Here is a 15,829-nt window from a genome sequence, read left to right as displayed (position 1 = left end):
AGGAGACCCGCACATGAGCGATCGCTATCTCGGCTTTGCCAACTCCAACCTCGGGCGCCGCCTCGTCGATACCCTTGGCTTGCCGCGCCCGGCGCCGCTGGAGCGCTGGCAGGCGGGCCGCCTGCGCCCGGTGGAGGGTGCGCTGGTGCTGGGTGGAGGGCCACTGGCGAATCAGGTCGAAGCCATCGCCCCGCGCCTGACCGAAGCGCTGTACAGCTTCAATGGCGACGGCCTGCAGGCACCCGCCTGGGTCGCCGGCCTGGGGCCGAAGCTCAAGGCCGTGGTGTTCGACGCCAGCCATCTGTCCGACAGCGACCAGCTGAAGCAGTTGCGCGAATTCTTTCAGCCTTTGTTGCGCAGCCTTGCACCTTGTGCCCATGTGGTGATCCTTGGGCGTGCACCAGAATCCCTCGAAGACCTACTCGCCAGCGTCGCCCAGCGCGCCCTGGAAGGCTTCAGCCGTTCTCTGGCCAAAGAGCTGCGCAACGGCGCAACGGCGCAGTTGCTGTATGTGGGAGCGGGCGCGGACGAACAGCTCGAAGGCGCCTTGCGCTTCTTCCTGTCCCCCAAAAGTGCCTTTGTTTCCGGCCAGGTCCTGCGCTTGCAGGCCTGTGCCGCCCAGGTCGATGACTGGACCCGCCCGCTCGGTGGCCGTCGCGCCCTGGTCACCGGCGCCGCGCGTGGTATCGGCGCCGCCATTGCCGAGACCCTGGCGCGCGATGGCGCCGAAGTGATGCTGCTCGACGTGCCCCAGGCCCAACAGGAGCTGGATGCCCTCGCCGCACGCCTGGGTGGCAAGGCCCTGGGCCTGGACATCTGCGCCAGCGATGCTGCAACGAAACTGCTCGAAGCCCTGCCCGACGGCATCGACATCGTCGTGCACAACGCCGGCATCACCCGCGACAAGACCCTGGCCAACATGACGCCGGAATACTGGGATGCGGTACTGGCAGTCAACCTCAAGGCGCCCCAGGTGGACTCAAGCCCTTTACGATAGCGGCGCGCTTGGCGACAACGCACGGATTACCCTGCTGGCGTCGGTCAGCGGCATTGCCGGCAACCGCGGCCAGGCCAACTATGCCGCGAGCAAGGCCGGCCTGATCGGCTTTGCCGAGGCCTGGGCGGCAAAGCTTGCCGAGCGCGGCGCCAGCATCAATGCCGTGGCCCCCGGGTTCATCGAAACGCACATGACCGCCGCCATGCCCATCGGCCTGCGCGAAGCCGGGCGACGCCTGAGCTCATTGGGCCAGGGCGGGCGCCCGCAGGATGTCGCCGAAGCCATCGCCTGGCTCAGCCAGCCGGGCTCCGGCGCAGTCAATGGCCAGGTGCTGCGCGTCTGCGGCCAGGCCTTGATGGGAGCCTGAACATGAGCCGCCAATGGCAAGACCTGGACAGCCCGGATTCACGCGCCAGCCTCTACCTGCGCGCCGCCAGCAAACGCAAGATCAGCGGCGATAACCTGCCCACCGGCGGCCTGCGCAGCTTCATCCGCGTGCCGCCCGGCAACCTGGCTGCCTACCGCCGGCTCTGCCACTTCACCGACGATGGCCGCTTGCCCGGCACTTACCCGCACGTGATGGCCTTCACCCTGCAGTTGCAACTGCTGACTGCGCACGACTTTCCCTTCCCATTGCTCGGGCTGGTTCACCTGCACAACCGCATCGATGTGCTCCGCCCACTGGGCGGCATCGACGGTCTGCGCTTTGCGGTGTATGCCGACAATCTGCAGGCGCATGCCAAGGGCGGCACCTTTGACCTGGTCACTGAAGCCGAGGATGGCCTTGGCCTGCTCTGGCGGGAGACCAGCCGCATGCTGGTGCGTGGGCTGAAGCTCGATGGCCAGTTGGACGATAGCGAGGAGCACGAGCCTGGCGCCCTGGCGGAAGTCACCCGCTGGTACGCCGACGCTGATATTGGCCGGCGCTACGCCAAGGTTTGTGGCGACTACAACCCGATTCACCTGAGTGCCGTCAGCGCACGCCTGTTCGGCTTCCCCAAGGCCATCGCCCACGGCATGTGGAGCAATGCCATGGCGTTGGCGGCCTTGCGTACGCACATGCCAAACAGTGGCTTTCGCTTCGAGGTGAACTTCCGCAAGCCGGTGCGCTTGCCCTCGGAGGTGGTCCTCAGTGCCAGCGAGGCTGGGCCGGCTGGTGAATTGCGGCTGGACGGGCATGGCGGGTTGCTGCACATGGTCGGGCGCTGGGCCGTGCTCTAGCGCCCTGATTGCACTTGCTTTGCATCGGGCCTGCGCAGAAGCTATGCAGCATTAGGAGAGCCAGATGAACCTGCAAGAACTCACCGAACGCCTGCATCAGATCCGCGACAACAACGATTGGCGCGGCTTCCACAGCCCGAAAAACCTGGCCATGGCCGCCAGCGTCGAAATGGCCGAGCTGGTGGAAATCTTCCAGTGGCTGAGCGAGGACCAATCCCGCCATCTGCCCGCCGATCAACTGGCCCACGCTGGCCAGGAAGTCGGCGATGTCATTCTCTACCTGTTGCTGCTGTGCAGCGAGCTGGGCCTGGACATGGAGCAGGTGGTGCGGGCCAAGCTGGCCGACAGCGAGAGGCGTTTCGCCCGATGAACGACCGTCACTTCGATGAACTGGCCACACGCTTTGCCGAGAAGATCTACGGCGGCGCCAAAGGTGCAATCCGCCTGGCCGTGCTCCAGGCCGACCTGGCCGACGCCCTGCCCGATCGACCGCTGCGGGTGCTAGACATTGGCGCAGGCCTTGGCCACATGGCCTTGTGGCTGGCCGAGCGCGGGCACGCAGTAACCCTGGCTGAACCCGCCGCACCAATGCTTGAGGGTGCCCAGGCGCGCTTCGCAGAAGCGGGTCAATCGGCAACGTTCATCCAGGCCCCTTGGCAAGAGCTGCTTGGCCAACTCACCGAGCCCTATGACCTGGTACTGTGCCACGCCGTGCTGGAATGGCTGGCCGAGCCACAAAGCATCCTGCCGGTGCTGCATCAGCTGACCGCCCCAGGTGGCAGGCTGTCGCTGGCGTTCTACAACCGCGACGCGCTGGTCTACCGCAACTTGCTCAAGGGCCATTTCCGCAAGCTGCGCAGCAACCGCCTGGAAGGTGAAAAGCAGAGCCTGACCCCGCAAAAACCGCTTGATCCACGGGAACTCAAGGCGCAACTTGAAGTGATGTGGCAAGTCGAAAGTGAGAGTGGCGTGCGCGTTTTCCACGACTACATGCCCAAGGAATTCCAGGACAAGGCCGAGCTGCTCGACCTGCTGGAAATGGAACTGGCCCACCGCCGTCACCCAAGCTTCGCCGGGCTCGGCCGCTACCTGCACTGGATGTGCCGCCCCCGCTGACTGCGCCCCTCCAGGAGGGATACATGCCGTACCGTCTGTTGTGCCTGGCCCTGCTGCCGCTCACCCTGGCCGCCTGCCAGGCCAGCAACCCCTACGTGGCCAGCAGCCGCCCGCTGCCGCCGGCCCCTGCGCAAGCGGCCAACACCTTCGACGCCAGTGCCTACCCGGCACCGCCACGCGATTACGGGCATTACCGCAGTTGGAGCTGGCGCAACGGCCAGCTGCCAAGCGGCAATGCCGACGCCGACCCGGCGCAGATTGCCGACGCCGTCAGCGGCGCCCTTGACCAACACGGCCTGCGCCCTGCCCGGGGCACCACCGGCGACTTGCTGGTGAGCGCCGACATGCGCCTGGAGCGGCGCTTGCGCCAGGTGCGTGACTATGACTCTTACGATCCCTATTACGGCCCGTATCCCTACGGCGGTGTCGGCTTTGGCGGCTACCGCAACGGTTACGGCGCCTACGGCAGCGTGCCGGTCGTACGCACCTACGAAGTGGAGGTGATGGTGGTGCGCATCGACCTGTTCGATGCCCGCAATGGCCAGCCGGTGTGGAGCGCCAGCGCAGAAAGCGGCAGCGACAAAGGCTCGCCGCGCGATCGCGAGACCGCCCTGCGCGAATCGGTTCACAAGGCACTCAGCGGCTATCCTCCCAGTTAACGCCCAACGGAGAACCATCATGTTGCGCCGCCTCGTTCTACTGTCATTCGCGCTGCTGCTCGCCGCCTGCTCGAGCAACAACGTTCAGCAGGATTTCGACGCCAGCCGCGATTTTGCCGCCTATCGCAGCTGGGCATGGCAGGAACCGGGCCTGCAATACCGCCCGGACGATCCGCGCATCAAGAGCGACCTGACCGAGCAGCGTATCCGCGCGGCGGTCGCCGACCAGCTCGACCAGCGCGGCCTGCGCCCTGCCCAGGGCAATGCCAGGCCTGACGTCACCGTCCGCGCCTACCTGATCGTCGAACAGCGCCAGCAACAGATCACCACCAACTATGGCGGGGCCTGGGGCGGCTACTGGAATGGTTACTGGGGCGGGCCGATGTACAACGAAACCCGCAGCGTCGACTACAAGGTGGCAACCATCCAGGTCGACCTGTTCGATGGCCATGACGGCAAGCTGGTCTGGCGTGGCAGTGCCGAACAGATCATGAACAGCTACCCGCCTAGCCCCGACGAGCGTAACAGCGCAATCCAGAAGACCGTTGCCCAGGTGCTCGGCAACTACCCACCGGGCCGGGTGAAATAAACCCTGCCTCTTCGGAAGCGGCCTGATTACGACACCAGGCCGTTTCCGCGCCGACTTTTTGCCAGGCTGCCATGCCCGTTCGTCAGATCGCGTCTACCCTGATTAGGAAACCTGACTGACCGGGTAGAAGTGTTCAACGAATGGGAAAGGCGGCCTGCCGATGCAAAGCATTGTTCTCCTGATGTGGCTTGCCTTGTGCACTGAACAAGATATCCGCGAGCGCCAGATCGCCAACGTGCTGACCCTGGGCTTCGCCGCTGGCGCCCTGGTCTGGCTGTTCGCCACTGGCCATAGCTGGATCGGCGCCGATGCCAGCGACGCCGGCTGGGCCTTGGCGATCGTCATGCTGCTGACGCTGCCAGGCTACATGCTGGGCCGCTTCGGTGCCGACGACGTCAAGCTGATGGGCGCACTGGCCCTGGCGACCAGCCCGCAATACGTGCTCGGTACCTTCATCGGTGCCGGCGTCAGCGTGGTGCTTTGGCTACTGACCCGCCGGCGCCTGTGGACGCTGCTAAACCCCAAGGTGAAGAAGCGCCTGGCCACCCTGACCGAAGAGATGGGCGACAAACAAGCCTTCGTCCCCTATGTCTTGGCAGGGTTTCTGCTCACGGCCGTGTGGATCCAATAGCGACTCCTGGTGTCGGATGACTTGTACAAACCTTGTACAGAATCGCGAGCAGCGTCTATTTTTAAGCTGCCAGAGCGTCTGGCCCGGGAGCAGGGCCGCTTACGAACAGGGAGTTGATCGTGACTATTTCTTTCAGTGAGGTAAAGGTTCTGGTCGTAGACGACCAGCCGCTGATCGTCGAGCAGTTGTGTGAATATCTCGAAAGCCAAGGCCACCACTGCGTTGCGGCCCATTCCACTGATGAAGCGATCGAACGCTTCATCGCTGATGCAGCCATCGGCCTGGTGTTGTGCGACCTGCACATGCCCGGCCGCGATGGCATCGAGCTGGTTCGGGCGCTGAAGGACGTTGCCGGGCGCCAGCGAATGTTCGAAGCGATCATGCTCACCGGGCGCGCCGAGAAGCAGGACGTGATCCGCGCCCTGCGCGAAGGCTTCGCCGATTATTACCAGAAACCCATGGACTTCGAAGAACTGCTCGAGGGCGTGCGCCGCCAGGAGCAGGTGTTGCTGGAGCGCAAGACCAACATCCAGGACCTGGGCAACCTCAACCAGCGCCTGCAAGACCTGGCGGGCTCCATCGACGAGCTCTACCAGGACCTGGAAAAGGCCCGCGGCCAGGGCGTTCACCGCCGCGCCACCGACGTCGTCGAAGAAACTGAAGGCGAGCTCCCGGCGGCCTTCGAGAAACTCTCGCCACGACAACTGGAAGTCGCCAGGCTGGTGAGCAAGGGCAAGACCAATTACCAGATTGCCTGTGAACTGGGGATCACCGAAAACACCGTGAAGCTGTATGTGTCGCAGGTGTTGCGTTTGACCCACATGCACAACCGTACACAGTTGGCGCTGGCGTTGACACCGAGTTCATCGCCTGTACATCAGCGGTTCACCACACATTGAGCTCCTCTCGGCTTTCATGACCGCCGCCGGCCTCATCGCCGTCAAGCCAGTGCCCGCCGGGATAACGCTGGCATGGTGGTTGGGGGTTCCCTGTGGGAGCCGGCATGCAGGCGGTGAGGCCGGTTCAGCGAATCTTTACTCCAGCAAATAGCTGAAGCTCATCACCCAACGCGGCCGTCGGCTCTTGCTATCCAACGCTACATCCGCCAGAGGTTTGGCCACCTCAAATGCCACATTGCCGTATCGCCCATCCCCAAGCCGCACCCCCAATGCTGCCGAACGCATCCTGGCATCTTCGAATGGCCCACCGTTGTACCAGGCCTGCGCAGCATCCAGCAGCGCATACGGCTGCACCAGCCGCACCCAACCAGCGCCAGGCTGGATGCTGTAGTTCAGCTCATACGCCGCCCCCCAACCTTTGTCCCCTGCGGCCTGGTCCTGCGGGTAGCCATGGCCGAAGTGCTGCCCGCCAAATACCGCACGCTCACTGTCGGGCAGCCGATCATCGGTCCAGTACAAGGCGCCTGACAGCACGCCCTGCCAGCGCTGAAACAGCCGGTCGCTCTGCAACCCGGCAACACGAAAGCGCAAAAAGTCCATGTCGTAATCGGCATCGCTGCGTGCGCCAAGGTAATCCAGCCCCTGATACACACCGGCGCTGACCATGCGCAGCCGGCCGGCCTCGACCTTGCGCCAATCGCCTTCGAAGGACAGCGCACGTACATAGGTGTCATTGCGCCCCAGGCCAGCGCCGAGATCTTCGTTATGCTCACTGACCGAATAGACGTGCCCCGTCACCGCCAGCCATTCATCGGGCGTGACGATCACTGGCTGGGCAAGCCCGATCGCATAACGCTCGCTCTCAATCTTCTGAAGCAATTGCGAACCATGCTCCAGGCGCACGGGTGTGCGCGGCTCGCTGCGATAGCGAGCAGCCGAGAGCAGCAGTTGGCTGCCCTGCGTATCCAGGTGCTGGCTGTAATCGAGGCGCTGGTATTCGCTGTGGTCGTCACCGGGCGGTAGCAGCACGCTGGCCGTCAACTGTTCGGCAACGCAGGTCTGGGCATTGCTGACCACCTTGAACAGCCCCTGCAAGCCGTCGCGGCTACCGTCGCTGAGCGTCATCGCCGCATCGAAGGGCGTGCGCCAGGCATTGACGGTAAGCCGCGTGGCGCCCTCGCGGCGCTCGATCTGGGTCAAATCAGCCTGCAGCGTCACGCCGGGGATGCGCTGGGCCAGGCCGATGAACCGGTCGAGTGTCGCTCGGGTCAATGGGCGTTCCGCCCGCAAGCGCTCCAGCAGTTGGTCGAGGTAAGCACCAGCGGGGCCGATATCCCCTTCACGCCGGACGTCGTGAACATACCCCTCGACCAGCACGACATGCACGCGGCCCTCGGCAAAGTCCTGATCAGGCAGGTAAGCCTGCGACAGCAGGTAGCCGTCGCGCTGGTAGCGCTGGGTCAGGCGTTCGGTGAATTGCTGAAGCTCGCCGACACTCACTTCGCGGCCAATCAAGGGCTGGTAATGCTCGCGCAACTCGCTCAGCGGATAGACCGTACCGCCCTCGAAACGCACCTTGTGCAACACGAAGCGGGCCTGCAGGGGCAGCGTGTCGATCGCAGCCCCGGGCGGCGCCAGGTGCAAGCGCGGGGCTGGTGGCCGATAAGCCTCGATAGGCAGGTTCGCGCTGGGCAAGCGGCGTTCGTATTCGTGACCATCGAGAAACACCGGCAAGGGCTCGGCGATCACCAGGCTGGCCCAGGGCGACAGCAACAGGGGCATCAGCAGAAGACGCATAGGACGCTCCACAATCCCTTGGGTACCCGGGCGTCGGCCGGCCTCACCCGTCACTTGCAAGCGTAGGTGTTGCCCCGGTAAACGTCGAACGCCTATTCGTTGACCTGAAACGCCACCCGCGCCGTTTCTCCGCTTTCGTCCAGGGCACTGAGTTCGAACTGCCCGGCCTGGTCGAAACGCACCAGCACGCTGCCTTGTCCTTCACTTTCGCCCAGCGGCTGGCCGTTGAGGAACCACCAGCGCCGCCCGCCGCCGCCGAGGGCAGAAACGTACAGCTGCAGGGGTTCGCTGCTGGTGGCCGGGCGCCGCAGGTTGTCACCGGGGCGAACGCCGACGATGGACAGCGGCGGCGCGCTGGCCGGCACCTGTGGCGGGCAGGCCGGGTCCACCGCTGGCAGCCGCGCCGAACGCCGCTCGACGCGTGGCAGCCAAGGCTCCAGTGGTGCCGGCCACAAGGCGATGTCGAGCGCCTTGGCGCCCGGGCAACTGCCGTCCACGCGCAGCCCCTGGGCATTGACCCAGATGCTCTCACGCAGCCCCAGGCCGAGGGGCTGGTCGGCGGCCTGCAACGTGGGCGGTGTAGTGCCATCGAGGGTCCAGGCAAAGCGCTGACGCCGGCAGTTCGGGTCCTGTCGGTTCATGGGCTGGCCCAGCGGCCAGCAGATCGCGGCCACCCCCACACTGCTGGGTACCTGCTCTGCCGGGGCACGGATACCGCGCTGGCTGTCGCGATTGCTCAGCAAGTCATGCACCTGCAGCATCAGCGGTGCTGCCGAAGCCAGGCCGAACTGCCCGGGCACCGGCGTGCCATCGGGGCGGCCAATCCACACCCCGATCAGGTAGCGTGGCCCTACGCCAATCGACCAGGCATCACGAAAGCCATAGCTGGTACCGGTCTTCCAGGCCAGTTGCGGTCGCTGTACCAGTTCGGCATGGGGGTCGCGGTCGGGGCGCGCCTGGCCACTGAGGATGCGCCGGATGATCCAGGCCGCACCCGGCGACATGAGCCGCCGCTCCAGCAGCGGATCCTGCGGTTGCAGGCGCACCTGCGCGCTGTTGCCGCCCCGGGCCAACGCCGCGTATCCGCCGACCAGGTCTTCCAGACGGCTACCGGCACCACCCAGTATCAATGCCAGGTTGGGCTCGGCCAGTGGCGGCAGCGCCAGCGGCACGCCGGCCATGCGCAACTGCGCGGCGAAGCGTTTGGGCCCGTAGGCTTCGAGCAACTGCACCGCCGGCAGGTTGAGCGAAAGTGCCAGCGCCGAACTGGCGGACACCGGGCCGCTGAAGCCCATCGAGAAATTACCGGGGCGATAGTCGCCGTAGCGCCGCGGCACATCCTGCAGCAGCGATTCGGAGTGGATCAGGCCATCATCCAGGGCCAGACCGTAGAGAAACGGCTTGAGCGTCGAGCCTGGCGAGCGCAACGAGCGAACCATGTCGACATGGCCGAAACGGCGCTCGTCGCTCAGGTCGATCGAGCCCAGGTAAGCGCGTACCGCCATGGTCTGCGCCTCGACCACCAGGATCGCCGCAGAGGTGCGCTCCGGCAGGCGTGTACGCCAACCCAGCAGCAGGTCCTCGAGGCGCCGTTGCAGCGAGGCATCGAGGGTGGTGCGAATCAAGGTCGGGCTGCCTGGGGTGTTCAGCCGGCGCGCCAGCAGGGGCGCCAGCGCGGGTTCCTGACGGGGGGCCAGCAGCAAGGGTTCCTCGGCAGCCTCCTTGAGCTGTTGCGCCGGCCACACCTGAGACTCGCCCAGGCGCTGCAGCACCTTGTCGCGCGCACGCTGGGCACGGGCCGGGTGGCGGTCCGGACGCAAGCGGCTCGGTGCCTGCGGCAATACCGCCAGCAAGGCAGCCTCGGCGGGCGTGAGGTGCTGCGGCGATTTGCCCAGATAAGCCCAGCTGGCCGCCGCCACGCCCTGCAAGGTGCCGCCGAACGGGGCACGGTTCAGGTAGATCTGCAGGATCTCGCGCTTGGACAGGTGCCATTCCAGCTGTGCGGTGCGCCACAGCTGCCGCAGCTTGCCGCCCAAGGTGCGGTCATGTGGGTCGAGCAGGCGCGCCACCTGCATCGACAAGGTACTGCCGCCAGACACCACCCGCCCGCCGCGCAGGTTGAGCCAGGCCGCGCGTGCCAGGGCCAGCGGGTTGACCCCTGGGTGGCGGTAGAACCAGCGGTCCTCGTAGGTCAGCAGGGCCTGCAGGTAAAGCGGCGACACTTGTTCCGGGCTGACCGGATAGCGCCACACGCCATCGGCATCGGCAAAGCGCCACAGTGGCGTGCCGTCTTCGGCCAGCACCACCCGCGCCAGGTCATTGCCCGGCATCGGCAGTGGCCAGATGCGGTCGGCCAGCCACAGCAGGCCGAACAGCAACAGCACGGCGATCACGGCAGCGCGCACAAGCCTGCCCGCTCGGGTACGTGGCCGCGCTAAGCTTGGCATCGGGAACCGACCTGGCCAGGTAATGGCCAAAGGCTTGGGAACGGCAACCGTGCCGATTCGTTCATCAGGAAGCAACTATGCATGTAGAAGGTTTTTTCGAGTGGCTTGGCCAGGCACTGGGGTCGTTGATCCGCTTCATCGTCGACGCCCTGAGCGGCCTGTTCAACCTGCTGGCCAACGCCGGTGGCAATTTCATCGATGGCCTGGCACGCACGCTGGGCATGGACACCTCGCTGCTCAGCATCCTCGCCCTGATCATCGGCCTGATGCTGCTGTACTCGGCAATCCGTGCCTTCATGCGTGCCTCGATCATCCCAGGGATCATCTGGCTGGTGCTGGGGCTGTGGGTGATGAGCTGGGTCATCCACTGATGCATGGCTCCCGCAGCATCCTGTGGGAGCCGGCTTGCCAGCGATGAAGCCGGCACAGCCACTGCAGCATCAGCGCGCTTTTACCGTCATCTCTGCTTGCCCGTCCCCCACCGCCTGCAGGTTCGGCCGGTACATCGACTCCACCTGTGGCGGTGGTACCCGGTAGGTGCCCGGGGTCACCGCCCGCGCCAGGTACAACAGGTGCGTGGTGCCATAGCCATCGAGCTTGAGCGCCGCCACGTAGCGGTCATCACGGTACTCCTGGTGCACCACGCTGGCGTTCTGCATCGACTCGCGCCATTGCTTCACCGCGCTGCTGGCGTTGTCCAGGCTGGCCGCGCTCTGCGCCAGGTTCTGGTTCTCCAGTTCCAGGCCCGCTGGCAGCAAGTCGACCACCAGGGCATCCGGTACGCGTTCGCTGGCCTTGAGCGCCAGGTGCACCAGCACCAGGTCGCCGCTGCGCAGATTGTGCAGGTCCAGCGGCTGGCCGTTCATGCCCAGGTAATCACGGCGGATCTCCAGGCCGTTGCCACCGGCGGCAGGCGCCTGGCGTGGGTAGCCGGAAAGGGTCAGTTGCTGGTAGAGGGTTTCGCTGCCCTCGTTCTGCACGCTCAGCGGCGAGGCCAGCAACGGCCCCTCGAGCTTCATGCCCGCCTCCACGTTATTGAACTCGCGCACCTCACCGGCACTGTCCAGGCGTGCCTTCCACGGTGCTTCCGGCTTGCCCAGCAGGCCACGGCCGGCCAGGTACAAGGCATTACGCTCCTGGGTCGACAACCAGCGGTTGGCCGCCAGCTCGTCCGACAGGGCGAACAGCCGCTGGTCGACCTGGTTGCTGGCCAATTTGCTCTCCTGCAGCAGCGCCAGGATCAGCGCCTGGTCGCGCAGGCTGCTGCCGTAGTCGGCCATCCAGCCCTTGCTGCGGCTGATGCCCAGGCCCGCCTGCAGCGCCTGCTCGGCGCGCGGCTTGTCGCCCATGGCGTCCAGCGCCACCGCCAGTTGCACCAGCGGCAGGCCGGAGCGGGCATCGGCGCGGCGCTCGAACAGGCTGCGCAGGGCGCCCAGCGGTGCCTGCTGGCTGCGCGACAGCACCAGCGCGGCGTAGGCTTGCACCGCAAAGCGGGTGTGCTCGGCGTTCTCGCTGTAATCGACCTCGATCAGGTTGCGTTCCTGCAAGTAACGCAGCAGGCGCTCGCTGGCCTTCTTCAGGGCCTCGGCCGGCACGCCATAGCCCTGTTCGCGGGCACGCAGCAGGAAGTCGGTGACATAGGCGGTCAGCCAGTATTCCTCTTCACTGTCCGAGCTCCACAGGCCGAAGCTGCCGTTGTAGCGCTGCATGCCCAGCAGGTGCTCGATGCCCATCTCGATCTTGCGCTTGCGTACCTCGGCCGGCTCACCCTTGATACCCAGGCGCTGGAGGCTCGCTGCATCGGCGTACAGTGATGGATAGAGACCGCTGGTGGTCTGCTCCAGGCAACCGTAAGGGTAGGCTTCGAGGGCGCGGATCTGCTCGGCCAGGTTCAGCGGTGGGCGGCTCGACAGCGCCAGGCTGGCTTCCAGGCCCGCGGGTTCGAAAGCGGCGAGGTCGCTTTCCGGCAAGGTCCATGGCTGGTCCTTGAGGGCCACGCGGTAGTGCTTGAGCATCGCCGGATAAGCCGGGCGCACGCCCAGGGTCCATTCGCGTTCGAAGGTGTTCGCCGGCTCGCCAGGCAGTTGCAGGCCGTTGACCCGCACCTGCACCTTACCCTGCCCCAGGCCACCCAGGGCCTGCACCGGGATCAGCAGCGTGCGGCGCTGGCCTTCGGCCAGGGCGATGTCCTGCTGGGCGCTGGCCGTCAGGCTCAACTGGCCCTCGGTGCGGATCTCTACACTCAACTGCTGGGCTCGACCCGACAGGTTGGCCAGGTCCAACGCCAGGTTGGTACGGTCACCACCTGCCAGAAAGCGCGGCGCCGACAGTTCGGCGATCAGCGGTGCAGCCACCACCGTCTTGCCCTCTGCCATGCCGAAGTGCTCGTCGGTCCAGGCCTGGGCCATCAGCCGCAACTCGCCATTGAAATCGGGAATATCGACCGTCGCCTCGCCTTCACCCTGATCGTTCAAGGTCACCGGGAGGCTTTGCTGGGCGACGATGGTCACCGTGGTGTTGGGGCGCTTGCCGCCCTTGGCCATTGCCGCGTCACCACCGAAGGCCAGGCTGGCCAGGCGGCCTTGGCCGGCTTCGATCAGCTGGCCGTAGATGTCCAGCTGGTCGGCACCATAGGCTTTGCGGCCGAAAAGGCTGGCGAACGGGTCGGGGGTCTTGTAGTCGGTGATGTTGAGGATGCCCACATCGACGGCGGACAGCAGCACATGCACCTGCTTCGGCACGCTGCCGTCAGCATTGGCGGCCTTGATCTTCACCGTCAGCGGCTGCTTGGGCCGCATCTTCTCCGGCGCCTGCAGGCTGACCGCGAGCTTGCGTTCGGCACGCGCCAGCGGCAGGTGCAGCACGCCGACGGCGCGCTTGGGCGTGGCATTGGCCTTGCGCTCACCCGGGCGGATCACCAGCGCGCTGATGTACAGGTCGTGGCGCGCCCACTGCTTGTCCAGCTGCACGTCGAAGGTCTTGCCCTCGGCGGGCACCTCGATTTCCTGCCACCACAGCGGGCCATCGCTGGACTCGATCATCAGGTAGCCGCTGCCGGCCGCTGGCGGGGTCACGGTGACCTTGGCGGTGGCGCCATCGGCATAGGCCGGCTTGTCCAGCGCCAGCTTCACCTGGTCCGGGCGCACGGCGCCGCCTTCGGCGTTGTCCTGGGCGCGATAACCGGCCCAGAAGCGTTCGCTGGAAACCAGCCCGGTCTCTGGGTCTTCCACCTCGACGCGGTACGGCCCCCATTCAACCTGGAAGCTCAGCTTGGCGGTAGAGCCGGCCTTGACGCTGAGGGTTTCCTCACTCTGGGTGAGGAACTTCTCGTTGTAGTTGTAGCTCCAGCCATCGCTCTGCGAGTAGTTCCAGTAGTAGTCGCGGCGCTCGCGGATCAGCCGCACTTTCAGGTCGTTGGCGGCCAGCTTGTTGCCAGCGCGATCGGCCACAAGGAACTCGAATTCCACCGGGCCATCGCTGTCGGTTTCCTCACCGTCGAACAGGCCACGCAGGCCAGGCAGGCGCTCGGCTGGCCAGATCGGCTGTTCGAGGCGGCGGGTGATCGGCCGGCCACCGGACTCCTGCAGGCTGGCCTGCACGGTCAGTTGCAGCGGCGAACGTGCTTCGGCCCAGTGGCTCTCGATATCGATCACTGCCTTGCCGGCCTGGTCGAGGGTGACTTCGTCGAGTTCCAGGTCCTGGGTCAGTTCGGTTTCGGTGACTGAACCGAACTGGTAGCCCGGCAGTGCCGGCACTGCCTCACGCAGTGGGCGCACATAGGCCTGGCCACTCAGGCGATTGCCGGCAGCCGGCGCACCGTAGAGGTAACGACCATTGACCTGGATGCGCGCATCCTCCTCTGGCGACAGCGGCGTATCGCTGCCCTTGAGTTCCAGCGCCAGCCGCTCGGGGAGGAAGTCTTCGACCAGGAACTCGTACACTTGCTTGCGACCGCCGCCCAGGTCGAGCAGCAGTTGCCAGCGGCCGGGCGGGGCCTCCGTGGCCAGTTGCAACTGATACTGGTACAGGCCGTTGGCGTCGGCCTCCCAGACAAACTTGCGGCTGACCTGCTCATCCGGGCGACGCACTTCCACGCTGACCGGCTGAGCCTTCACCGGCTTGCCATCCTGGTCGCGCAGCAGGCCGTTGAGCAGCACCGTTTCACCCGGGCGATAGAGGTCACGCGGGCCGAAGATGAAGAATTGCAGCGGGTTGGCCTGGGGGCCGGTGATGTCGAACTCGGCCAGGTCCAGGGCAGCGGTGTTCAGGCGCAGCAGGGTGGTGTGCACGCCCTGGGTGGCGATCAGGGTGTCGGCCTTGGCCGTGATCGGCAGCTGGGCATGGCCGGCGCCATCGGTCTTGGCCTGGGCCAGCAGCTTGCCCTTGTCGTCATGCAGTTCGAGGTTGACGTCCTTGAGCGCCTTGCCGCCTTCCAGGGCCTGGGCGAACACGTCCAGGCGGTCACGGTAGCGGTGCGCGGACACGCCGATGTCGCTGAGGGTGAACAGCGTCGCCGGCTGTGAATAGTCATAGGTACCAGAGGCGCGCATCACGGCCAGGTACACACCCGGCTCCTGCAGCGGCTTGATCCCGGCGATCGGCAGCAGCACGGTCTCGCGGGTGTTGCGCGCCGGGTTCAGGTCGAAACGGCCGCTGTAGACCAGCTCGGCCATGTCCAGGGTTTCCTTGGACTGGTAGTAGTACAGGCTGCTGTTGCGGCCCCAGTTGGCCAGGAAAGTCGAGAGCATCTCTGGCTTGACCCGGAAGAACTCGACATCGACCTTGGGAACGTTCAGCGCAATCACCGGCAGGCCTTCGGCCAGGCGGGTGGGCAGCAACGAACCGCGGCTGGCAAAGCCAACGGTGGGTTGCATGTCGCGGGTTTCCAGGCGGCTCACCGAGTCGCTGTCGAGCGTTTTGCCGTTGACCGCCAGCAGGCCCTTGTCGACGGTCAGCACCAGCTTGCGCTGCGGCTCCAGGTGGCGCAGGCGCAGTTCCATCTGGTTGTCGGAGAGTTCCCAGGCACCGTCGACCTTGCCTTTGACGGTATCGACCAGGTGCACCTTGGTGGCGAAGTCCTGCTTGGCGTCCAAGGGTGCCGAGAAGCTGATCGACAGGGTACTGGCGCCATCGAGCTGCACTTCCGAGACATCCAGCACGCTGAGCTCACGCCCCTCATAGCGCTTGGCAAGGACGGCAGGGTCCTCGCGTTTGGGCGCCGGGGCCTCGGCCACAGCGGCCGGTTTTTCGGCAGGCGCGGGTTTGTCCGGTGTCGAGGAATCACAGGCACTGAGCAGGGCCAGCGCGCAGGCCAGCAACAATCCTTTGTTGAACATGGAGTGGTAACTCTTTGGCAGCGTGTACGTGAGGGCAGCAACTATAGCGCAACGGCGGGCCCGGCACTTTCGTCGATGCGGCAAGTGAGACCAGGTTCGCGTGAATTGGTTGCCTAGCCGCTACAATGCGCCGAGCC

11 protein-coding genes and 1 pseudogene are annotated in these 15,829 nt (G+C 65.7%); 9 read left to right on the top strand and 3 right to left on the bottom strand.

The genetic code is table 11. The features are described 5' to 3' along the window. Positions 1 to 13: 13 nt before the first annotated feature. The 8 genes and pseudogenes from ACIPZ5_RS13150 to ACIPZ5_RS13115 all read left to right on the top strand — a co-directional run bounded on the left by ACIPZ5_RS13150 (position 14) and on the right by ACIPZ5_RS13115 (position 6,112). Positions 14 to 1,364: pseudogene (locus ACIPZ5_RS13150) on the top strand (3-oxoacyl-ACP reductase). Between the two features lie 2 nt (positions 1,365 to 1,366). Beyond that, a complete protein-coding gene (locus ACIPZ5_RS13145) occupies positions 1,367 to 2,218 on the top strand; it encodes a MaoC family dehydratase (RefSeq protein ID WP_400809028.1) in 852 nt (283 codons plus the stop codon). Between the two features lie 64 nt (positions 2,219 to 2,282). Continuing rightward, entirely contained in the window at positions 2,283 to 2,588 is a 306-nt protein-coding gene (locus ACIPZ5_RS13140) for a MazG-like family protein (protein WP_343598322.1), read from the top strand. Beyond that, positions 2,585 to 3,334, top strand: a complete 750-nt coding sequence (locus ACIPZ5_RS13135; protein ID WP_261942551.1) for a methyltransferase — start codon at positions 2,585 to 2,587, stop codon at positions 3,332 to 3,334. Before ACIPZ5_RS13140 ends, ACIPZ5_RS13135 begins: the two co-directional genes overlap by 4 nt. A 23-nt stretch (positions 3,335 to 3,357) precedes the next feature. Next, on the top strand, positions 3,358 to 3,993 hold the full coding sequence (locus ACIPZ5_RS13130; RefSeq protein WP_261942550.1) for a DUF4136 domain-containing protein: 636 nt from the start codon (positions 3,358 to 3,360) through the stop codon (positions 3,991 to 3,993). 19 nt (positions 3,994 to 4,012) lie between these two features. Beyond that, positions 4,013 to 4,582, top strand: coding sequence for a DUF4136 domain-containing protein (locus ACIPZ5_RS13125; protein WP_261942549.1), 570 nt, complete (start codon positions 4,013 to 4,015; stop codon positions 4,580 to 4,582). A 160-nt stretch (positions 4,583 to 4,742) separates the two neighbouring features. Next, the gene (locus tag ACIPZ5_RS13120) at positions 4,743 to 5,213 is read left to right on the top strand and encodes an A24 family peptidase (RefSeq protein WP_261942548.1); all 471 of its coding nucleotides are present in this window, start codon (positions 4,743 to 4,745) and stop codon (positions 5,211 to 5,213) included. A 113-nt stretch (positions 5,214 to 5,326) separates the two neighbouring features. Beyond that, positions 5,327 to 6,112: a response regulator transcription factor gene (locus tag ACIPZ5_RS13115; RefSeq protein ID WP_400809024.1), complete on the top strand. Its 786-nt coding sequence runs from the start codon at positions 5,327 to 5,329 to the stop codon at positions 6,110 to 6,112. A 135-nt stretch (positions 6,113 to 6,247) separates the two neighbouring features. Here ACIPZ5_RS13115 and ACIPZ5_RS13110 read toward each other — a convergent pair whose 3' ends face one another. Next, positions 6,248 to 7,909, bottom strand: coding sequence for a ShlB/FhaC/HecB family hemolysin secretion/activation protein (locus ACIPZ5_RS13110; RefSeq protein WP_400809022.1), 1,662 nt, complete (start codon positions 7,907 to 7,909; stop codon positions 6,248 to 6,250). A gap of 92 nt (positions 7,910 to 8,001) precedes the next feature. Continuing rightward, a complete protein-coding gene (gene pbpC, locus ACIPZ5_RS13105; protein WP_400809020.1) occupies positions 8,002 to 10,356 on the bottom strand; it encodes a peptidoglycan glycosyltransferase PbpC in 2,355 nt (784 codons plus the stop codon). A 77-nt stretch (positions 10,357 to 10,433) separates the two neighbouring features. Here pbpC and ACIPZ5_RS13100 point away from each other — a divergent pair, with 77 nt between their 5' ends. Further along, positions 10,434 to 10,727 carry a hypothetical protein gene (locus ACIPZ5_RS13100; protein WP_343598313.1) on the top strand — a complete coding sequence of 98 codons (294 nt, stop codon included), beginning with the start codon at positions 10,434 to 10,436 and terminating at the stop codon, positions 10,725 to 10,727. A 69-nt stretch (positions 10,728 to 10,796) separates the two neighbouring features. Here ACIPZ5_RS13100 and ACIPZ5_RS13095 read toward each other — a convergent pair whose 3' ends face one another. Continuing rightward, positions 10,797 to 15,692: an alpha-2-macroglobulin family protein gene (locus ACIPZ5_RS13095; RefSeq protein WP_400809017.1), complete on the bottom strand. Its 4,896-nt coding sequence runs from the start codon at positions 15,690 to 15,692 to the stop codon at positions 10,797 to 10,799. Between the last annotated feature and the right edge of the window lie 137 nt (positions 15,693 to 15,829).

It is taken from the genome of Pseudomonas sp. NPDC089428 (assembly GCF_044749325.1).
GTDB lineage: Bacteria > Pseudomonadota > Gammaproteobacteria > Pseudomonadales > Pseudomonadaceae > Aquipseudomonas.
Note: the sequence above shows the minus strand (reverse complement) of the source record. Positions and strands in the feature narration are given on the sequence as shown.

Excerpts from the sequence above, each read along its gene's own strand:
- ACIPZ5_RS13125 (WP_261942549.1), top strand. The coding sequence starts at position 4,013 with ATGTTGCGCCGCCTCGTTCTACTGTCATTCGCGCTGCTGCTCGCCGCC.
- ACIPZ5_RS13100 (WP_343598313.1), top strand. The coding sequence starts at position 10,434 with ATGCATGTAGAAGGTTTTTTCGAGTGGCTTGGCCAGGCACTGGGGTCG.
- pbpC (WP_400809020.1), bottom strand. The coding sequence starts at position 10,356 with ATGCCAAGCTTAGCGCGGCCACGTACCCGAGCGGGCAGGCTTGTGCGC.
- ACIPZ5_RS13110 (WP_400809022.1), bottom strand. The coding sequence starts at position 7,909 with ATGCGTCTTCTGCTGATGCCCCTGTTGCTGTCGCCCTGGGCCAGCCTG.
- ACIPZ5_RS13140 (WP_343598322.1), top strand. The coding sequence starts at position 2,283 with ATGAACCTGCAAGAACTCACCGAACGCCTGCATCAGATCCGCGACAAC.
- ACIPZ5_RS13145 (WP_400809028.1), top strand. The coding sequence starts at position 1,367 with ATGAGCCGCCAATGGCAAGACCTGGACAGCCCGGATTCACGCGCCAGC.
- ACIPZ5_RS13135 (WP_261942551.1), top strand. The coding sequence starts at position 2,585 with ATGAACGACCGTCACTTCGATGAACTGGCCACACGCTTTGCCGAGAAG.
- ACIPZ5_RS13130 (WP_261942550.1), top strand. The coding sequence starts at position 3,358 with ATGCCGTACCGTCTGTTGTGCCTGGCCCTGCTGCCGCTCACCCTGGCC.
- ACIPZ5_RS13095 (WP_400809017.1), bottom strand. The coding sequence starts at position 15,692 with ATGTTCAACAAAGGATTGTTGCTGGCCTGCGCGCTGGCCCTGCTCAGT.
- ACIPZ5_RS13120 (WP_261942548.1), top strand. The coding sequence starts at position 4,743 with ATGCAAAGCATTGTTCTCCTGATGTGGCTTGCCTTGTGCACTGAACAA.